This is a genomic window from Dyadobacter sp. HNCC25DJ184, assembly GCF_056895215.1.
Window position 1 is genome coordinate 1 of sequence record NZ_JBXHAQ010000019.1, and the last position, 15,239, is coordinate 15,239.

The window sequence follows — 15,239 nt, forward strand, 5'->3', positions numbered from 1 at the left end:
AACAACCCTAAACGAGGTTGGCGACTCCACTACTAATTTCTCTTCCCCAATCCCCCCATCACTAAAATAGGTAATTTTCTTTGCTGACTTTTTCTTAGAATTATTGTATACAATTATCGATGGGCAATTATAAGACTCGTCATAATAAGCAATCACAAATAGGTTTTTGTCAATATTCTCTGGAATTTTAAACTTAGCGACTTCATTGTGACTTTCTTCGTCTGACCAAATAGTGATATTTAACTTATTACCAGACTCGTCTACATCGGAACAAGAACTACAATCACGGAGGTAGGCAATCGTCGCGTAAGCGGGATTGTTCATTGAGTGCATGAAAAAGTACACTACAAATTTCTCGACTGATTGCCTTTCACTTCTTTCCTTATGAGCAATCGCTATTAGATCACTTTTAGAAATTCTTTCATTGATAGTCGCCCTGAGATAAATTTCATACTGCCCAATATCAGTAGAATCTATACTGTATTTAGGCAAATTTGTGGTTTGACGTAACTGCTTCTTTTCTTCGCCACCACAACTTGCCAAACTGAAGCAAATTGGGACGAAAAAAAGGCATAGGACAACTCCATGTAAATGATTGAACTTTTTCATAAATGATGCTTAGATTGAAACAAGATTTAACCGCTAATTTACAGCTAGCGGTCTTGTATGTGCAATATATCTGTTTGCTTTAAAGAAGCTATCCCGGATGAGGCATTCTATTACAGCCCGACAGACATCTTTTGCATCAAAAAAGCCCGGTCAGTTGACTGGGCTTTTTTTGATTATTTTATTCCGCTTTGTTCCACGAGAAAAATAATGTTGGCACCGGTTAAATTAAGCGCATACCTGGTCATTTCGTCATCAACAATCTGCGGTACCTGCCCTTGCCCATGTCCCCCCAACTTATTTCTAATTGTTGGTATGCCGCTTTCCATGAGACTTCGAAGGGAAGTAAATTGATTCTGGGTAAATGGGGGAACTAATCCATTACTAAAAACAATTTGAATCAGTGCCTTCGCGGTGTCAGTTTGATTATAGCCCCATGCCTTTTCTTGACAAATGGACTTCAAAACACTTTCGAAAGCTTTGAGACACTCCGTCAAACATTCCTTATTTCTACCGTGTTTATAATGATCGTGTGCCTTTAAATATTCTTCATTTGCTCCTCTAAATTTATCGTTCCAAAGTAGGGCGATTGTTGGTCTAACAATTTCCGAATGAATATATGTTGAGTCCACCCTAATAATCCTCTGACCGTCAAAAGAGTAACCAACAGCATTTTCCCTAAAGCGCTCATTTAATTCTACTACGGCTTCATCAGGATTCATTTTAACCCTAGTGTTACTAAGGTATTCTTGGTATGTCGGCTTGATTATTGATGTAATAAAAAAAAATGAAAGCTCGACGACGTCGAGTGTCATGTCAGTATTATCTACCTCCAACATAAAATTTACCACCTTTTCCTTGTCACTTTCATGGAAACTACTATTGCTAAGCGAAAGTATCCCATATTCACGACAAAGTGCATCATGGAGCCATTTATAAGTACCGTCGGTCGGATGCCTTCCATGAGTTCCTTCTCCAATCGTTTCGGTAATTATTCTAATTATTTGAACTCGGAGTGTACGCGGAATGTCAAAAACGAATATATCCGGCACCTCCCCACGAAGACGCTTTTGTCGTTTTGAAAATAAATCAATTATTGCCATTTTGAATTGTAGCAGTTAGGTTTAACATCTGTTTGTGTTTCTGTAGTCGTATTATTCCCAATGTAGTAGATCATATATTCTCCTAAAAGGAGAAAAACACGAAGGGAGAAATAGCTTGACTTACGGTCAAAAAAAAGTATCAAAAAAAACCTGGTCAAACGACCAGGCCTCTTTAATTACTCTCCCATCTTAAACAACTAATCCCTTATATCTGTATTACTCCCATGCGTGGCAAACTGCCTTGAACTTCTGTATAATATTGCTGTCCGTCCTGCCCTACAAATGTAAGCTGCTTACGTGCTGCCGTTCCTTTGGGGTCACAATAGAACCAGCTCATTAAACCGTCTTTTACTTCGGTGAATACCAAAGGCAAAAGATTTTTCTGTGCCCTTACTTCATCGTCTGCGTACTGGTTTACCGGATTGTACCAGGAACCGTTATTGATCTTGTATTGTGCGAACTTGCGAACGCCCCCGGCTGTCTTCCCTACCGTTGAAGCATAGGCAACCGCGCCAAAACTCCATGCGTCTTCGGCTCCTGAGTAGGTTCCAATTGTGTAAGGGTATCCCCCGGATTGATGCGCCCAAGTTTGTATTGGCTGGTGGGTTGTTACCGGGTCACCATCTTTCACCCAAAACGCGCCGTCATTCATGTAATAGGTTGCCCAAATCTTTTGAGCTGCTTTTGAACTGTCCCCCCAACCGATCAACCCGTCACAGAAAACAAAACCAAAAATTGAAAGTGAAATATTGATTGTCGTTGAAAGTGGTGTTTTATCCTGGCGAAATAACGTTCCGTCTGGCATCTTGTGCCCTGCGTAGTTGTTTGGCCGCCATTCCCGTAACGGGGTCGGGAAAACTACGCATTTGTGCCCCACTGCTTTATGAAGCCTTCCGCCGTATGCGATATTGTATAAATATCTAAAATCCCAATCCAACCCGCCCAAATAACACGGTATCGTATGCAAGTTGTGATGTTTGGCCGTTCCTGTGATAATCCGGTCAAATCCTGGTAAAGTCTCCGGGTTTCTTACGTATCCTTTCGCCTGTTCTTCCGAAATGCTGAATAGATCCGGTGCCAAATTGCTGTAAAGATAATCCCGGCACATTAGCCAGTTTCCCGCGCCGTGCTCCTGATCCATCCGTATTTTTTTGGCATCATAGTACCCCGCCCACATTGCAGCATCTGGGTTTGGGTTTCTCGACAGGAATTTTCAGTAGCATGTATGAACATTAGATTGTAAATTTGGGTCGTTCAGCTTACAATCTTTGCGTCTTGAAAATTGCAGTTTTCAAGACGTTTTTTTTCATTCACGAAGCTAATTTACCGAGGTTCTTTGGTTTTGTAGCAAAAACAAAAATTCCCCGCCGAAAAAATCTGCGGGGAATTGGATCCTAAATTAACCCACTTTATTAACCTTATGGCATTTGTTAATATCGTTACGAATCCGATCGGTTATCGTCGCTTTTGAGTTGAACCACTGAATTTTCTGGTAAAGCATCGGCCCAAGGTCCGGAGGAGTCTAACACCGATTTCCCTTTTTGTTCAGCATCTGAAATGAATTTCAAAAACTGAACCGCCTCTTTTCCAACAAGCTCCTTCACATGCTTGTCTCCATTTTCCTTATATGAAAGCCAAACCATCTCCGGGTCGACTAGTGTATATTCCAGATGCACCATAATTACACTTATTACAGTTCAAATGTAATGGATTATATCCATTATTTTGGAATATATCCAAAATAATTTTCCGTAAATATTGAGATTTGCGAAGCTTCATCGAAACAAAACTCTGTTGCCTCTGCCAATAAAATCGGCAAAAATAATCAGCAAAACACTTGACACGTAACGTGTCGTTCTGTACTTTTACAGCATAATAAAATCACACACACATGAATAAAGTTCAATTAATTTTTGCCCTCCGAATGGAAGCCGCAGCAACGAGACAGGCTCTGCGGGACTCAGAGGAAGCCGGGCTAACACCAGAACAAATCGACAAACTGCTTGAACGCCTCAAAGACCTGCTCGATATCCTTAATCAACTTGAGAGTTAACCAAGGGGGAAGCCCCCCTTTAAACAAAATACTTATATGAATACGACAGAAACGGTCAATATTGACGAGCTCATTAGAAGAGCCGATGAGCTTATTAAAGCTGGAAAAGATTTTCTTGTTAACGAAGGAAAGGTACTCGAAATGAGCGAGTGGCTGAATATCTCCGAATATGCAGAGAAATATGGGGTGACAACGCAAATCGTTTCCAAATGGATCGAGCGTGGCCTGATCGGAGAAAACGACTATATCGAAATCGGAAAATTCGGAAAGAAGCTTGTTAGGGACAAGGCTTACAAGTTGTGATTTTTATTACAACACCCCTTGGTTTGGCCGAGGGGTGTTTTGATTACAATGCTATTCCGACTCGAATGCCGAGAAAAGTAAAATTGCTTCCAAAATGCAAATCGTAGTGTGCCTTTATTGCTTTTTGTTTCCGGTGCGTTGGTCAGATATTTCACAGCCACCATCCTTCTTTATAACTAAGAGACCAAAATTGTCTGACTCACAGGAGGCAGATTGACGATTTGATTTGTCATAGCATATACATTTAAGATTGGTGATATTACCATCGGAGTTTCGGCTAAGCACTTGAATGTCAAATTTCAACCCAAATTCTTTGAATGACTGAATTTCAGCGCTTTCAATCTGCTTGTCAGTGGCCGATCTTGTGACCGAAATTCCATCTGAGGGCCGAATACCTAGTCCCATGAGTACCGATGTACTTAAAACCGTAATGAGTACCTTCATTTATATGTGATATTAAGTGTTGAATCGCAACAAAAAATATGAAATTAGATAGCTAAACTTAACATATAAATCTGATAACGAGTATTTGTCAAAAGAAAAAAATATGAAATTCGTCCTAAAAAATATGGTACGCAAGTCGTACCTGTCCATCATCATCCTCAGAATTGCAGGATCTCTTTTGCCGGAAGTGCCCCGGCACGGCTTCATGATTTAGTCTTTTTCAACTGGATAGAAAATGAATTGGAACTTTCCAGTTCTATCATGAGATTAGACGAACCGATAAAAGCTATGAACTTTATGCCACTACTGTCCCTGGTGATGACGAGTCCCTGTCGATTACCCAGGTCAATCTCTACTCTTTGGTCAATTGCCAATTTTACTTTTTGATCCTCCATCGCTGTTGCTTTTAGATAGTTTTCGTAGGAACCGTATTCGTTGATGATGTCGGTTAGGTGTGATATGATGCTACCCATTTATTCGCAGATATTAAAAGCACTCATACATGATCTTGGCTCATCGTCATCATCATCTTCAAATATGGAAAGCCCTCCGGCGCCATCCTTTTCGGTAAGATATTTAATCACATCCCTTGTGTTGGCCAGCTTTACCCCGGATTTTTGATCCTTGTGAAGTCTGGCACGCTTTGGAACGAAATCGGGTCCAAAGAATGTCCGACCCACTTCTTTTTCGGCGGCTTCGAGACGATCAATGTATTTTGAATCATTTCGAGCAATTGCGAGCACTTCTTTTTGCTTGCACATAATACAGGGATAACATCCTACGCGCTCTACATCCTGATAGTAAAGTGGATTTGGCTTTTGACCATTTAAAAGAATATATTCAATGACCTCGACAGCTGACGAAAGGACGAATGGCCGCTGAATATCGGCTACGTAGCTGTCTACGTGTTGAATGACCAGGCTTTTTACTTACTCACCCATTTTCAAACATTAACTACTTAGAACTGAATTACCCCCATCCTGGGCAAACTGCCCTGAATCTCGGTATAATATTGCTGTCCGTCCTGGCCTACAAACGTGAGTTGCTTACGTGCTGCCGTTCCTTTGAGGTCTTAGTAGAACCAACTCATTAAACCGTCTTTTACTTCAGTGAATACCAAAGGCAAAGTATTCTTTTGTGCCCTTACTTCATCGTCTGCGTATTGATTCAATTGATTCACTGGATTTGTACCAACTGCCGTTATTGATCTTGTATTGTGCAAACTTGCGAACGGCCCCGGCTGTCTTCCCTATTGTTGAAGCGTACGCGACCGCGCCAAAACTCCATGCGTCTTCGGCTCCTGAGTAGGTGCCAATTGTGTAAGGGTATCCCCCGGATTGATGCGCCCAAGTTTGTATTGGCTGGCGGGTTGTTACCGGGTCACCATCTTTCACCCAAAACGCGCCGTCATTAATGTAGTAGGTTGCCCAAATCTTTTGTGCTGCTTTCGAGCTGTCCTATCAACCCATCACAAATGACAAAACCGAAAATCGAAAGTGAAATATTGAAAGTCGTTGAAAGCGGGGTTTTATCCTGGCGAAATAAGGTACCGTCTGGCATCTTATGCCCTGCAACCTATCCGCCCATCTCGTTTGAACAAAAGTCTAAGCAGCATAATACCTCCTTTTACAGGCCCATATACCAACGTTTTAGAGCAATAATTATCAGTTCAGACTTCTGAATTCATTAGGTGTAACGCCGGTTTTCTGTTTAAAAAGTCGCGTGAAATGTTGCTGATATTTAAATCCAAGTTGAAAGGCAATTTCGCCAAATGACGTGTTAGCTTCAAATATTTTCACTTTTGATTCCTCAATCAGCCTTGATTGGATGAAATCCAAAGCTGTATTGCCGGTTTCTTTTTTAATAAGGTCGCCAAAATAGTTTGGAGACAAAAAGAGATTTTCAGCACAGTAAGCGACGGTTGGCAAACCTAATGTCTGCGCTTTTCCAGACTTAAAATAATCATTAAGCAATTCTTCAAATCGCACCAGAATGTCTTTGTTAGCATTACTGCGGGTGATAAACTGCCGGTCATAAAACCGCATACAATAGTTGAGAAACAATTCGATATTGGAAACAATCAGCGTCTTACTGTGTTTGTCAATATTCTGATCTATCTCGGCCCTGATTTTTTCAAAACTATCAATAATTGTCTCCCTTTCTTTTTTCGACAAATGCAGGGCTTCATTAACTTCATAAGAAAAGAATGAATACTCTTTGATCATTCTCCCTAAATGGGTGCCTGCAAGTAGATCCGGGTGAAAAACCAATGCATAACCAGACGGTTTCATGGATTTTCCTTTACTGTCAATCCCATAAACCTGCCCTGGTGCGACAAAAACCAATGTCCCTTCTTCATAGTCATATGGCTGGCACCCATAGATCATATCGCCGCACTTGATATTTTTGAGAAATACGGCGTATACGCCCATATAGCGCCTGAAATGCTGTATAGTTGGTATTTCATTGAAGTTGACTACACTCACCAAAGGATGTAGCGTATCGGCCCCCACCCAATTATTGTACTGCTTTACAGTATCTATCCTTTCTACTTGTTCCATATCTCAGTGATTTACAGGTCAAATATAGTAACGCCATCATGTAGAAAAACATATCAATGACCAGATCAGTAAAACTGGTAAATAAACCAGTAATCTGTATAAAATTGACTATGTGCTACTACCGACCTTTGCTATACAAATTGAAAGACAAACTAGAATAGCAATGAAACATATCCCAAAATCAAGTATTTGACCCGTATGTTGTTTGACTTACACCAGTCGCGGAAGATGAATATAACAATGTCAACAAGCAGTAAACATCGTGAAAATGAACCCAAACAAATCGCTCTCATGCCTATTCCCTCTTGTGATTCTATTAGGCACCACTGTTATGAAAGCACAAACTAACACAATTCAAAAACACGAGCTGAGCGCGCGTCAACAGCGTATCGTAGCCATTTCCGGATTAACCGCCGCCGGAGACCTGGGAAAGCTTTCAACCGAGTTGGGCAACGGCCTGGACGCTGGTTTGACAGTTGAAGAAACGAAGGAGATCCTGGTGCAGCTGTATGCTTACTGCGGTTTTCCAAGAAGCCTGAATGCAATCGGTACGCTAATGACGGTAATTGAAAAAAGAAAGGCAAATGGAATCAATGACAAGCCAGGAAAGCAACCCGTTACAACAAAAGGGATCAAAGACAAATATGAACAAGGCAGGCAAGTTTTGGAATCATTGACCAAAACACCGCAGTCAAAGCCTGCGCCTGGTTTTGGAGAATTTGCCCCAAGGATTGATTCATTTTTGAAAGAGCACCTATTTGCCGACATTTTCGAAAACGACGTGTTAACCTTTCAGGATCGGGAGTTCGTGACCATATCTGCCCTTGCAGCAATGACCGGTGTTAACTCGCAATTACAGTCGCATGTGAAAATGGGTTTTAATACCGGCATCACTGACAACCAACTGGCGGAAGTTGCGCAGCTGATCGAACAATTCGTCGGCCGAACCCAGGCAAATTCATTAAGAGAGATCATTGAGAAGCCGGCAACTCCCATTATTGAACCTGACATGATGGTGCGGATCTCGGAAATCGAAATCAGTCCGGAATTCCTGACTGAATACAGTGCCATTTTGAAAGAAGAAGCCAAAGCTTCGGTGGAAAAGGAACCAGGAGTAATTGCCATTTTTCCAATGAGCATCAAAGAGCTGCCAACCCAGATCAGGATTATAGAAATATACGCTGACAGCGCTGCATACCAGTCGCATTTAAAAACGCCACACTTCCAGCATTACAAAACAACGACGCTTAAAATGGTGAAGGCATTGAAGCTGGTGGACATGAACTCACTTGACCAGCAAACCATGTTAGAAATTTTTAAAAAACTGAAATAATGAAAAAGGCATCGAGAAGACAATTCATTCAGCAAACGGCTATGACAACTACAGGCCTGTTATTCACATACCCTGTGCGGCTTTTTTCGCAAACAAACCAAATGAGTAGCAATATTAAGTCGAAAGGGTACGCCGGAAAGGACAAAACGGGCAAACTGGAATTGTGGAATTTTGAGCGGCGTCCGCTGGGAGATAATGACATTCTGATCGATATCAAATATTCGGGTATATGTCATTCGGACATTCACACCATAAAAGGACACTGGGGGCCGCAGCAGTACCCGCAGGTACCGGGTCATGAAATCGCAGGGATTGTAACTGCCATTGGGAAAAACGTTACCAAATTCAAGGTGGGAGATAAAGCCGGTGTGGGTTGTATGGTCAACAGCTGTATGGAATGCGACAGTTGTAAAAAAGGTGAAGAACATCACTGCGAGACCACGGGCATGACAGGAACCTACGGCAGTCCTGAGAAATCATCACCGAGCGGTATTACCCAGGGCGGCTATTCTAATAACATTGTTGTTACCGAGCACTTTGCGATCAAAATTCCGGAATCCATGGGGCTGGAATTTGCCGCTCCCCTGCTTTGTGCCGGTATCACAACTTATTCTCCATTGATGCGGGTTGGCATAAAAAAAGGCGATAAAATAGGCGTGGTGGGCATTGGCGGTTTAGGACATATGGCTATCAAACTGGCTGTTTCAAAAGGTGCCGAAGTTTATGCTTTCACGACATCGGAAAGTAAGCTTGATGATATCCGCTCATTCGGAGCCAAAGAAGCAATTTTAGTGAAAGGTGCCGATGATCTCAAACCTTGGTTCGGCAAGCTGGACTTTATGATTTCCACCGTTCCCTATGCTTATGATATGTCCAATTACATTTCATGCGTGAAACCCTACGGGTATTTTACCCAGGTTGGCCAGCCGGTAAATGGTGAATTGACGATCAATAACTTCAATATGATTTTTAACAGAGTGAATTTCAACGGATCGCTCATTGGAGGAATTCCTGAAACTCAGGAGGTGATGGACTACTGCGCGACGAACAAAATCTACCCGCAAATACAAATCATCAAAGCCGAAGAGATCAATGATGCCTGGCAGCAGGTCGTGGATAAAAAAGCCAGGTACCGGTTTGTGATCGATGCCGCTACCATTTAAAACAGACGTATAATGAAAAATTCCATTATTATCTTTTTTGGACTCATCATACTTTTAACCGGAGGTTTGGCCTGCAAAACAGATGTCCTAACAATTACCAATACGAATATGGAAACTAGCGACAGCACTCATATTGATACGCTGAGTAATAAGCTTAAAATTAGCATTGGTTCCAATACATTCACTGCAAGGCTGCTTAACAATCCAACCGTGACTGCTTTTAAAGCTAAGTTGCCAATGACGGTGTCGATGAGTGAATTAAATGGCAATGAAAAACTATACCGTTTCCCGGCAAATCTGCCGACGAACTCGACAAATCCGGGAACGATCAGCTCGGGCGACCTGATGATTTATGGCTCCAGTACTTTGGTACATTTCTACAAATCATTCCCGACATCTTACAGTTACACAAAGCTCGGACGAATCGATGATACGGCTGGACTTGCGGCCGCAGTGGGTTCCGGAAGCATAACAGTCACTTTTGAATTAGAGTAAATATTGATGGATATGAGTAGTCAGCTAAAAGGGAAAGATATTTTTGAGAGAATGAGAGCCGGTGAACCTATCCGGAAAGATGATCCTGAGTACAATCAATTTCAACAGGAAGTGGCCCGGACGATCCGGTTATCCGCTGCCCTGAATGCTTGTACAGATACCGATCAGGTGCGGGAACGGTTGAGTGAAATCACCGGTTCAAACATCGACAGGTCTACGACCATATTCCCTCCTTTCTACACCAACTTCGGCAGATTTATAACACTTGGCAAAAATGTATTTATAAACCACGCCTGTTCTTTTCTGGATATGGGCGGGATTACAATTGAGGATGATGTAATGATCGGCCCCAGGGTCAATTTGACATCTGAAACCCACCCCTTAGACCCAACCGAGCGCGAGACAGTTATTCCTAAGCCCATTATAATCCGGAGAAACGCCTGGATTGGAGCGGCGGCGACGATCTTACCTGGGGTTACGATTGGTGAAAACGCCGTTGTCGCTGCTGGCGCGGTCGTTAGCAGGGATGTGCCAGCCAATTCAATAGTCGCAGGTATACCTGCAAAAGTTGTGAAAGCAGTTGGAAAGTGAAGCTACAAGAGTTTTACGGATACCCATTTCCTTATTGCGCTGTTCCGTCGAATAAACCATGAGTGCAAATAATCCCAGGAAATAAGGACGACAGTGCTGGCCGCTAAATTTACCAGCTCCGCGGTATGCAACCCCTCTCACAATTTCCAGATTCTGCTAAAAAAATAATTAATGAATATATCTTACGCATTTGTATATGATATATCCCCAACTAACTTATTGAATATGAGTGTAAATTCTTAATCAGTCCGGCCTTCCAAATTTTAGCCTGAGCCATGTTTTAATTTTAACTGCCGCTACGGGATTTATATCAATTTTATGACCAATTTTTTAACCAGCAAATTAACAAAGCAAGTCCCCTATCCATCCTCATTGCCTTATAAAAATGAAACTATTCCATATCAGCCGGCTGCTGATTCTCCTTCAACCTGGTGACTTCTGACTCGAGATTTTTGATATGCTCTTGCAGCGGCGTCAGCATTTCGTTGATTTCTTCAATCGTGTAGCGAGGCGTAATATACTTCGGACAGTTCCAATCAAATGCTATTACGTGCAGAAGAATAATCCGCTCTGCAATTTTCTCGTAGCCTTCCGGGATTAACAAGGCGGCTAAATCGGGACGGCTGTCGATGTCCACTGTTTCCAATTCAGCATATATCTTTAACCTAGCCTGACGTGCATAATCCATAAGTATTAGTGAGACTTTAGGATTGGTGGCAGTATTGCCGATTGAGATATATTGCTTATTACCACGCAAGTCAGCAAACCCTAAAGTAACTGGATCGATTGAGCGCAAAAAACCCTTTTTACCTCCTCTATGTTGAATGTAAGGAAATCCATTTTCGCCAATACTCGCGATATAAAAGCTATCCCGATCCTCGATAAAACGAGTTTCGCCTTCATTTAGTTGAGTCTTAGCGGTTCTCTGTTCGAGGTGGGCATAAGCCTGACGGCTGCCGTATCGCTCTTGAAGGGCTTTCACTTCTTCCGTGAATGCCACAGACGCATAGTTTTTTGCCATAACTCATCCATTTTAATATTTTAATAACAAATCTCAAACAGGGTTTAAATGCATTTACTTGCCAGTGGCAGTAGAAGACTTTTGTGAAACTTCTTTCATCAAATCCAACACTACGCCGCCCTTATCCTCGTTACTTTTCGGTGGATTCAAATTTTCTTCGTTCCACATGGTGTCGCCACATTCCTCATTGACAAATGGCATTTCATCTAACAAGTCTATCGTTTCCATTCTATTAAAAGTTTAATGCAGTTACAGTAAAACCGCTTATCAGATGACCGGCGATCCGGCTGCTTTGAAAAGCAATTTGTCCTGCCTGCGGTACATTTATCTAAGAAAATTTGTTTTAATATCGCTCAAAACCTCCTGAAATAAATCCGGTCTCTTTAAAGTCTGAGCAAGTATTAACGACCCTTGTATTTTAACAAGAGTGGACTCGCCGAGCCATTTTGCGGCGTTGACATCGTGACCCATATCTCCTGCCAAATGCGCAAAGGCAGTAACCCATCTTTCAAATAGTTCAGCAATTTTATCTCTAAAAATCTCCGCGGCTGTTCCGTGGGACAAAGCACGAAGAACGCACGCTAATCGGCCGCCTTCGTAAAGTATATTAATAGAATTTAACGCTGCATCCAGGCGTTCAATAGGTGGCTCAGATGAAAAAAGAATCCCAAAAATCTCTTTTTCACTCCAACCAGTAACATGATCAAGAACCGCGTTTGCCATCGCTACTTTCCCTTCCGGAAACCTATAATACAAACTTGCCTTTCTTAGCCCTGTCGCAGATGCAAGCTCGGCCATGCTAGCTCCGTCATACCCGACAGATCTGAGCACCTGCATCAGCCTTTCTACAACTTCATCCGGTTTTATTTTCACGTTTGGCATATCATTCTTTATTTACCGAACGTTCGGTAAATAAATTAAGTTCCTTTTTGAGTTTAGTAATTTTTGTTTTTCTAATTGGGTTGGTCGTCTTGCGCTTTAACCATCATGGTTGCTCCAGGTCTGCAATAGCCACCACCATTTCCGGTGATTGACAGAATTTCGTCTGAACTAGCTTCCAAAAAACACTTTTCCCAAGATCCTCGGTAATATTTCATCCAATGCTACCACAATTGCAATAAGATCAGAATATTAATAAATGTGCCCGAGCCTTCATTCCCACATAGATAAATCGAGGAGTTGAAATTGAACGCTGGGAAACTTCATATTTCCTACTAACCGTAAGATTATGTATCAATTAGCGTGTGTCCGGAAGGAACTTACCAATAGTTCCTATATTTGTCCCCATATTGAACTTATCTCTCGTGAATTTTTGATGAAAAACCTCTCTGCATGTCTCTCCACTCTTTTTTTAATATTGATATCCATCGCATGTAAAAAGGGTAAGGATCCAACTCCGGCCTTCTCAGACATAACTGCAACCACATGCAAACTGCAATCATTTAATTCTCAGCACTTTACCGTTCAGTACGGGAATGACAATCACATGACGGAGATATATGAACACATACCAAATTACAAGGATCCGACAATCATTAATACTGAACTTCGTTGGCGATTCCAGTACGAGAATGGATTTTTAAGGAGAGTTTTAAGGGGCAAATTCCTCACATCTGACACCAGCACCGGCGAAACCTATGTATCCTTGAAGTTTGATTACGGACCACATGGAATCGAAAAGGTGTACGATTATTATGATGATGGCAGCCTTGCAAACCGTTATGAGTTTAAATACGAGGGCTCTGATAAGCCAACCTCAATGATCCAATATTTTAATTTCAATTATACTCGCGCTAACGAAGATATGAAGGTAGTTTGTACCTATAAATTTGAGTATGATAAAAATGGCAATATAGTTAAGGAAGATCGTTACTACCCTAACTCTGGTGTTAGTTTCGTTGCAAATTATAAGTATGACAGCTCACCAAATTCTGTAAAATTATTTGAGAGCTTTCTTTTCTCAAGTTCGAGTGCAGCTGCTGTGTTTTCTACAAATAATATGGTAGAAAGTGAGATAATTTACGAAAACACCCAGCCCAAAAACACGATTGTGACAAATTTCGATCCTGAGCACAAGTCCGTGGCGTACTACAATACATTATCTGACATAAAATGGGATTGCAAATAGACCAGGCATAGCACTCCGGTAAATAGTACAAAAATTGTTGTTAAAACTGTTTACGAAAATTCATAGCACCCAGTTCATCCGTTTTTAAGCCCCACACGCATATGCTGGTAAATGTGACATGGTGACATTGAAACCTGCATTGTTTTGGGGTTTTGTTTTATCACGGTTTCCAAAAACTGCCGGTTGGTTTCACCCCACTGGTTCATGGCATCAATGATAGGCATTAATGACCAACCCACCTCTGTCAGCGAATACTCCACCCCTGGTGGCGACAGGAACTTGGGGCATATCAAACATTATTAGCTTGGCTACAAAAAAGAGGGCGTCTCAAATTTAATGTAAGTCGCCCTCTTTAATAACTACAGATCAGTTAATGATGACTTTTACGCAGGGAATTTATCCAGGACGCTATTTTGACTGCGTCTGTTTTAGGCACCTGTTTCATCGGCGTCATTGGGGGATATCCAGGCCAGTTTGCTGGCTTGGGGTTATAGATAAGCTCAACAATTTGCTCATCCGTATATTTTTTATGAGAAACATCCATATAAGCCGGACCAACCAATTTTGCGTCCACCTTATGGCAGGCAAGACATGCATATTTCTGTAACATAGCCTCCACGTCTTTTGGAATTTTGATTGTGTGAGTCTGCTGGGCAAATGCTTGCGAAGAAAATACTAAAAGGCCTATCACAAATGTGTTTATAGTTTTCATTAATTTTTCTTTAAATTACTTAAATTGAACTAGTTAATGTAAGATTATTCGTTTCGGAGAGGACGCATTTCACGTCTCTAAACCGGGTCTTTTCAATCATATTCTTGTAATAAATTTCTAATGTCCCTGATCATCACGTGGAGCTGTTCTGGGAGGTGTCGTCATATACACTACGAACATATCGATCCTTGTCAACCTACAAGAAAGAGCCATTATGAATGTAGCTGATCTTTCGATTCTGTCCCGTCATCCACGAGATAGTGTTTCTGACCGATTTCGCTAATTTTGACCCTTTCGCCCGTCACGAAATGCCACATATCGCCTGAGACGCCGAAGTCATTAACATCTCTTTGTAAAACCGTCGTCGTATTATAGGACGGGTCTATGGAATGTGAAAGAATACCAACTTCCGGATAATATCGAAATCGTTTGTACACTTTCATCATATCGTCCTTCATTATCGGGCAAAGATGATCCAGATATTCGACCTGCACCTTTAGATCCATTTTCGGCTTCATGCAATACCCATTTTAGGCATAATGCTATCGTGAATCGACAATACAGTTCCAAAACGAGGTCCCAATTCAATCACAACTGCCCCCTCGTGGTCACGCTGCTCCGGATGTGTTGCAGTCTCCGCTTCACTGCTATTTCCTTTTGTGTATGAGCAACCTAACACACCCAAAACTAGCACGGCGATATATTTAAGTAAGAACTTATTCATTT

At 41.7% G+C, this 15,239-nt stretch carries 22 protein-coding genes and 1 pseudogene; 7 read left to right on the forward strand and 16 right to left on the reverse strand.

Annotated elements, in window-relative coordinates; translation table 11 throughout:
- From AC1XUD_RS23190 to AC1XUD_RS23205, 4 genes are all read right to left on the reverse strand, one after another.
- The coding region (locus AC1XUD_RS23190) for a hypothetical protein (RefSeq protein WP_483363417.1) at positions 1 to 609 on the reverse strand (609 nt) is incomplete at its 3' end.
- Positions 610 to 782: 173 nt separating this feature from the next.
- Complete coding sequence (locus tag AC1XUD_RS23195; RefSeq protein WP_483363418.1) at positions 783 to 1,709, reverse strand: STM4504/CBY_0614 family protein; 927 nt, start codon at positions 1,707 to 1,709, stop codon at positions 783 to 785.
- 205 nt (positions 1,710 to 1,914) lie between these two features.
- On the reverse strand, positions 1,915 to 2,850 hold the full coding sequence (locus tag AC1XUD_RS23200; RefSeq protein ID WP_483363419.1) for a hypothetical protein: 936 nt from the start codon (positions 2,848 to 2,850) through the stop codon (positions 1,915 to 1,917).
- 298 nt (positions 2,851 to 3,148) lie between these two features.
- Positions 3,149 to 3,388 carry a hypothetical protein gene (locus tag AC1XUD_RS23205; protein ID WP_483363420.1) on the reverse strand — a complete coding sequence of 80 codons (240 nt, stop codon included), beginning with the start codon at positions 3,386 to 3,388 and terminating at the stop codon, positions 3,149 to 3,151.
- A 212-nt stretch (positions 3,389 to 3,600) separates the two neighbouring features.
- On the opposite strand from AC1XUD_RS23205, the gene AC1XUD_RS23210 reads away from it, so the two are divergent.
- Both AC1XUD_RS23210 and AC1XUD_RS23215 read left to right on the forward strand, forming a co-directional pair.
- Positions 3,601 to 3,762, forward strand: a complete 162-nt coding sequence (locus tag AC1XUD_RS23210; protein ID WP_483363421.1) for a hypothetical protein — start codon at positions 3,601 to 3,603, stop codon at positions 3,760 to 3,762.
- 36 nt (positions 3,763 to 3,798) lie between these two features.
- Entirely contained in the window at positions 3,799 to 4,065 is a 267-nt protein-coding gene (locus AC1XUD_RS23215) for a hypothetical protein (protein WP_483363422.1), read from the forward strand.
- A 114-nt stretch (positions 4,066 to 4,179) separates the two neighbouring features.
- On the opposite strand, the gene AC1XUD_RS23220 is transcribed toward AC1XUD_RS23215, so the two are convergent.
- The 5 genes and pseudogenes from AC1XUD_RS23220 to AC1XUD_RS23240 all read right to left on the reverse strand — a co-directional run bounded on the left by AC1XUD_RS23220 (position 4,180) and on the right by AC1XUD_RS23240 (position 7,070).
- Positions 4,180 to 4,509, reverse strand: coding sequence for a hypothetical protein (locus tag AC1XUD_RS23220; RefSeq protein ID WP_483363423.1), 330 nt, complete (start codon positions 4,507 to 4,509; stop codon positions 4,180 to 4,182).
- Positions 4,510 to 4,712: 203 nt separating this feature from the next.
- Complete coding sequence (locus AC1XUD_RS23225) at positions 4,713 to 4,982, reverse strand: hypothetical protein (RefSeq protein ID WP_483363424.1); 270 nt, start codon at positions 4,980 to 4,982, stop codon at positions 4,713 to 4,715.
- The gene (locus AC1XUD_RS23230) at positions 4,983 to 5,270 is read right to left on the reverse strand and encodes a hypothetical protein (RefSeq protein ID WP_483363425.1); all 288 of its coding nucleotides are present in this window, start codon (positions 5,268 to 5,270) and stop codon (positions 4,983 to 4,985) included.
- Between the two features lie 12 nt (positions 5,271 to 5,282).
- Positions 5,283 to 5,429, reverse strand: a pseudogene (locus AC1XUD_RS23235) (hypothetical protein); the annotation flags it as partial.
- A gap of 744 nt (positions 5,430 to 6,173) precedes the next feature.
- Positions 6,174 to 7,070 (reverse strand): helix-turn-helix domain-containing protein, encoded by an 897-nt coding sequence (locus tag AC1XUD_RS23240; protein WP_483363426.1) that lies wholly within the window; start codon positions 7,068 to 7,070, stop codon positions 6,174 to 6,176.
- A gap of 331 nt (positions 7,071 to 7,401) precedes the next feature.
- Here AC1XUD_RS23240 and AC1XUD_RS23245 point away from each other — a divergent pair, with 331 nt between their 5' ends.
- Genes AC1XUD_RS23245 through AC1XUD_RS23260 form a run of 4 tightly spaced genes read left to right on the forward strand, consistent with a single transcriptional unit; the run spans position 7,402 to position 10,652 of the window.
- On the forward strand, positions 7,402 to 8,403 hold the full coding sequence (locus AC1XUD_RS23245) for a carboxymuconolactone decarboxylase family protein (protein WP_483363427.1): 1,002 nt from the start codon (positions 7,402 to 7,404) through the stop codon (positions 8,401 to 8,403).
- Positions 8,403 to 9,566 (forward strand): NAD(P)-dependent alcohol dehydrogenase, encoded by a 1,164-nt coding sequence (locus AC1XUD_RS23250; RefSeq protein ID WP_483363428.1) that lies wholly within the window; start codon positions 8,403 to 8,405, stop codon positions 9,564 to 9,566. The genes AC1XUD_RS23245 and AC1XUD_RS23250 overlap by 1 nt, the downstream gene beginning before the upstream one ends.
- Positions 9,567 to 9,578: 12 nt before the next feature.
- Positions 9,579 to 10,061, forward strand: a complete 483-nt coding sequence (locus tag AC1XUD_RS23255) for a cyclophilin-like fold protein (protein ID WP_483363429.1) — start codon at positions 9,579 to 9,581, stop codon at positions 10,059 to 10,061.
- Positions 10,062 to 10,073: 12 nt separating this feature from the next.
- On the forward strand, positions 10,074 to 10,652 hold the full coding sequence (locus AC1XUD_RS23260; RefSeq protein WP_483363430.1) for a DapH/DapD/GlmU-related protein: 579 nt from the start codon (positions 10,074 to 10,076) through the stop codon (positions 10,650 to 10,652).
- Between the two features lie 391 nt (positions 10,653 to 11,043).
- On the opposite strand, the gene AC1XUD_RS23265 is transcribed toward AC1XUD_RS23260, so the two are convergent.
- From AC1XUD_RS23265 to AC1XUD_RS23275, 3 genes are all read right to left on the reverse strand, one after another.
- Positions 11,044 to 11,673: a pyridoxamine 5'-phosphate oxidase family protein gene (locus AC1XUD_RS23265; RefSeq protein ID WP_483363431.1), complete on the reverse strand. Its 630-nt coding sequence runs from the start codon at positions 11,671 to 11,673 to the stop codon at positions 11,044 to 11,046.
- Between the two features lie 54 nt (positions 11,674 to 11,727).
- Positions 11,728 to 11,901, reverse strand: a complete 174-nt coding sequence (locus AC1XUD_RS23270; RefSeq protein WP_483363432.1) for a hypothetical protein — start codon at positions 11,899 to 11,901, stop codon at positions 11,728 to 11,730.
- Between the two features lie 96 nt (positions 11,902 to 11,997).
- Positions 11,998 to 12,555: a TetR/AcrR family transcriptional regulator gene (locus AC1XUD_RS23275; protein WP_483363433.1), complete on the reverse strand. Its 558-nt coding sequence runs from the start codon at positions 12,553 to 12,555 to the stop codon at positions 11,998 to 12,000.
- A 433-nt stretch (positions 12,556 to 12,988) separates the two neighbouring features.
- Here AC1XUD_RS23275 and AC1XUD_RS23280 point away from each other — a divergent pair, with 433 nt between their 5' ends.
- Positions 12,989 to 13,801, forward strand: a complete 813-nt coding sequence (locus tag AC1XUD_RS23280; protein WP_483363434.1) for a hypothetical protein — start codon at positions 12,989 to 12,991, stop codon at positions 13,799 to 13,801.
- Positions 13,802 to 13,875: 74 nt separating this feature from the next.
- Here the strand turns inward: AC1XUD_RS23280 and AC1XUD_RS23285 are convergent, their stop codons facing one another.
- From AC1XUD_RS23285 to AC1XUD_RS23300, 4 genes are all read right to left on the reverse strand, one after another.
- Positions 13,876 to 14,061, reverse strand: coding sequence for a winged helix-turn-helix transcriptional regulator (locus AC1XUD_RS23285; RefSeq protein WP_483363536.1), 186 nt, complete (start codon positions 14,059 to 14,061; stop codon positions 13,876 to 13,878).
- A 110-nt stretch (positions 14,062 to 14,171) separates the two neighbouring features.
- The gene (locus AC1XUD_RS23290; RefSeq protein ID WP_483363435.1) at positions 14,172 to 14,513 is read right to left on the reverse strand and encodes a c-type cytochrome; all 342 of its coding nucleotides are present in this window, start codon (positions 14,511 to 14,513) and stop codon (positions 14,172 to 14,174) included.
- A gap of 212 nt (positions 14,514 to 14,725) precedes the next feature.
- Positions 14,726 to 15,031, reverse strand: coding sequence for a hypothetical protein (locus AC1XUD_RS23295; protein ID WP_483363436.1), 306 nt, complete (start codon positions 15,029 to 15,031; stop codon positions 14,726 to 14,728).
- Positions 15,028 to 15,237, reverse strand: a complete 210-nt coding sequence (locus AC1XUD_RS23300; protein WP_483363437.1) for a hypothetical protein — start codon at positions 15,235 to 15,237, stop codon at positions 15,028 to 15,030. Before AC1XUD_RS23300 ends, AC1XUD_RS23295 begins: the two co-directional genes overlap by 4 nt.
- Between the last annotated feature and the right edge of the window lie 2 nt (positions 15,238 to 15,239).

Excerpts from the sequence above, each read along its gene's own strand:
- AC1XUD_RS23195 (WP_483363418.1), bottom strand. The coding sequence starts at position 1,709 with ATGGCAATAATTGATTTATTTTCAAAACGACAAAAGCGTCTTCGTGGG.
- AC1XUD_RS23200 (WP_483363419.1), bottom strand. The coding sequence starts at position 2,850 with ATGGATCAGGAGCACGGCGCGGGAAACTGGCTAATGTGCCGGGATTAT.
- AC1XUD_RS23205 (WP_483363420.1), bottom strand. The coding sequence starts at position 3,388 with ATGGTGCATCTGGAATATACACTAGTCGACCCGGAGATGGTTTGGCTT.
- AC1XUD_RS23210 (WP_483363421.1), top strand. The coding sequence starts at position 3,601 with ATGAATAAAGTTCAATTAATTTTTGCCCTCCGAATGGAAGCCGCAGCA.
- AC1XUD_RS23215 (WP_483363422.1), top strand. The coding sequence starts at position 3,799 with ATGAATACGACAGAAACGGTCAATATTGACGAGCTCATTAGAAGAGCC.
- AC1XUD_RS23220 (WP_483363423.1), bottom strand. The coding sequence starts at position 4,509 with ATGAAGGTACTCATTACGGTTTTAAGTACATCGGTACTCATGGGACTA.
- AC1XUD_RS23225 (WP_483363424.1), bottom strand. The coding sequence starts at position 4,982 with ATGGGTAGCATCATATCACACCTAACCGACATCATCAACGAATACGGT.
- AC1XUD_RS23230 (WP_483363425.1), bottom strand. The coding sequence starts at position 5,270 with ATGTGCAAGCAAAAAGAAGTGCTCGCAATTGCTCGAAATGATTCAAAA.
- AC1XUD_RS23240 (WP_483363426.1), bottom strand. The coding sequence starts at position 7,070 with ATGGAACAAGTAGAAAGGATAGATACTGTAAAGCAGTACAATAATTGG.
- AC1XUD_RS23245 (WP_483363427.1), top strand. The coding sequence starts at position 7,402 with ATGAAAGCACAAACTAACACAATTCAAAAACACGAGCTGAGCGCGCGT.
- AC1XUD_RS23250 (WP_483363428.1), top strand. The coding sequence starts at position 8,403 with ATGAAAAAGGCATCGAGAAGACAATTCATTCAGCAAACGGCTATGACA.
- AC1XUD_RS23255 (WP_483363429.1), top strand. The coding sequence starts at position 9,579 with ATGAAAAATTCCATTATTATCTTTTTTGGACTCATCATACTTTTAACC.
- AC1XUD_RS23260 (WP_483363430.1), top strand. The coding sequence starts at position 10,074 with ATGAGTAGTCAGCTAAAAGGGAAAGATATTTTTGAGAGAATGAGAGCC.
- AC1XUD_RS23265 (WP_483363431.1), bottom strand. The coding sequence starts at position 11,673 with ATGGCAAAAAACTATGCGTCTGTGGCATTCACGGAAGAAGTGAAAGCC.
- AC1XUD_RS23270 (WP_483363432.1), bottom strand. The coding sequence starts at position 11,901 with ATGGAAACGATAGACTTGTTAGATGAAATGCCATTTGTCAATGAGGAA.
- AC1XUD_RS23275 (WP_483363433.1), bottom strand. The coding sequence starts at position 12,555 with ATGCCAAACGTGAAAATAAAACCGGATGAAGTTGTAGAAAGGCTGATG.
- AC1XUD_RS23280 (WP_483363434.1), top strand. The coding sequence starts at position 12,989 with ATGAAAAACCTCTCTGCATGTCTCTCCACTCTTTTTTTAATATTGATA.
- AC1XUD_RS23290 (WP_483363435.1), bottom strand. The coding sequence starts at position 14,513 with ATGAAAACTATAAACACATTTGTGATAGGCCTTTTAGTATTTTCTTCG.
- AC1XUD_RS23295 (WP_483363436.1), bottom strand. The coding sequence starts at position 15,031 with ATGAAGCCGAAAATGGATCTAAAGGTGCAGGTCGAATATCTGGATCAT.
- AC1XUD_RS23300 (WP_483363437.1), bottom strand. The coding sequence starts at position 15,237 with ATGAATAAGTTCTTACTTAAATATATCGCCGTGCTAGTTTTGGGTGTG.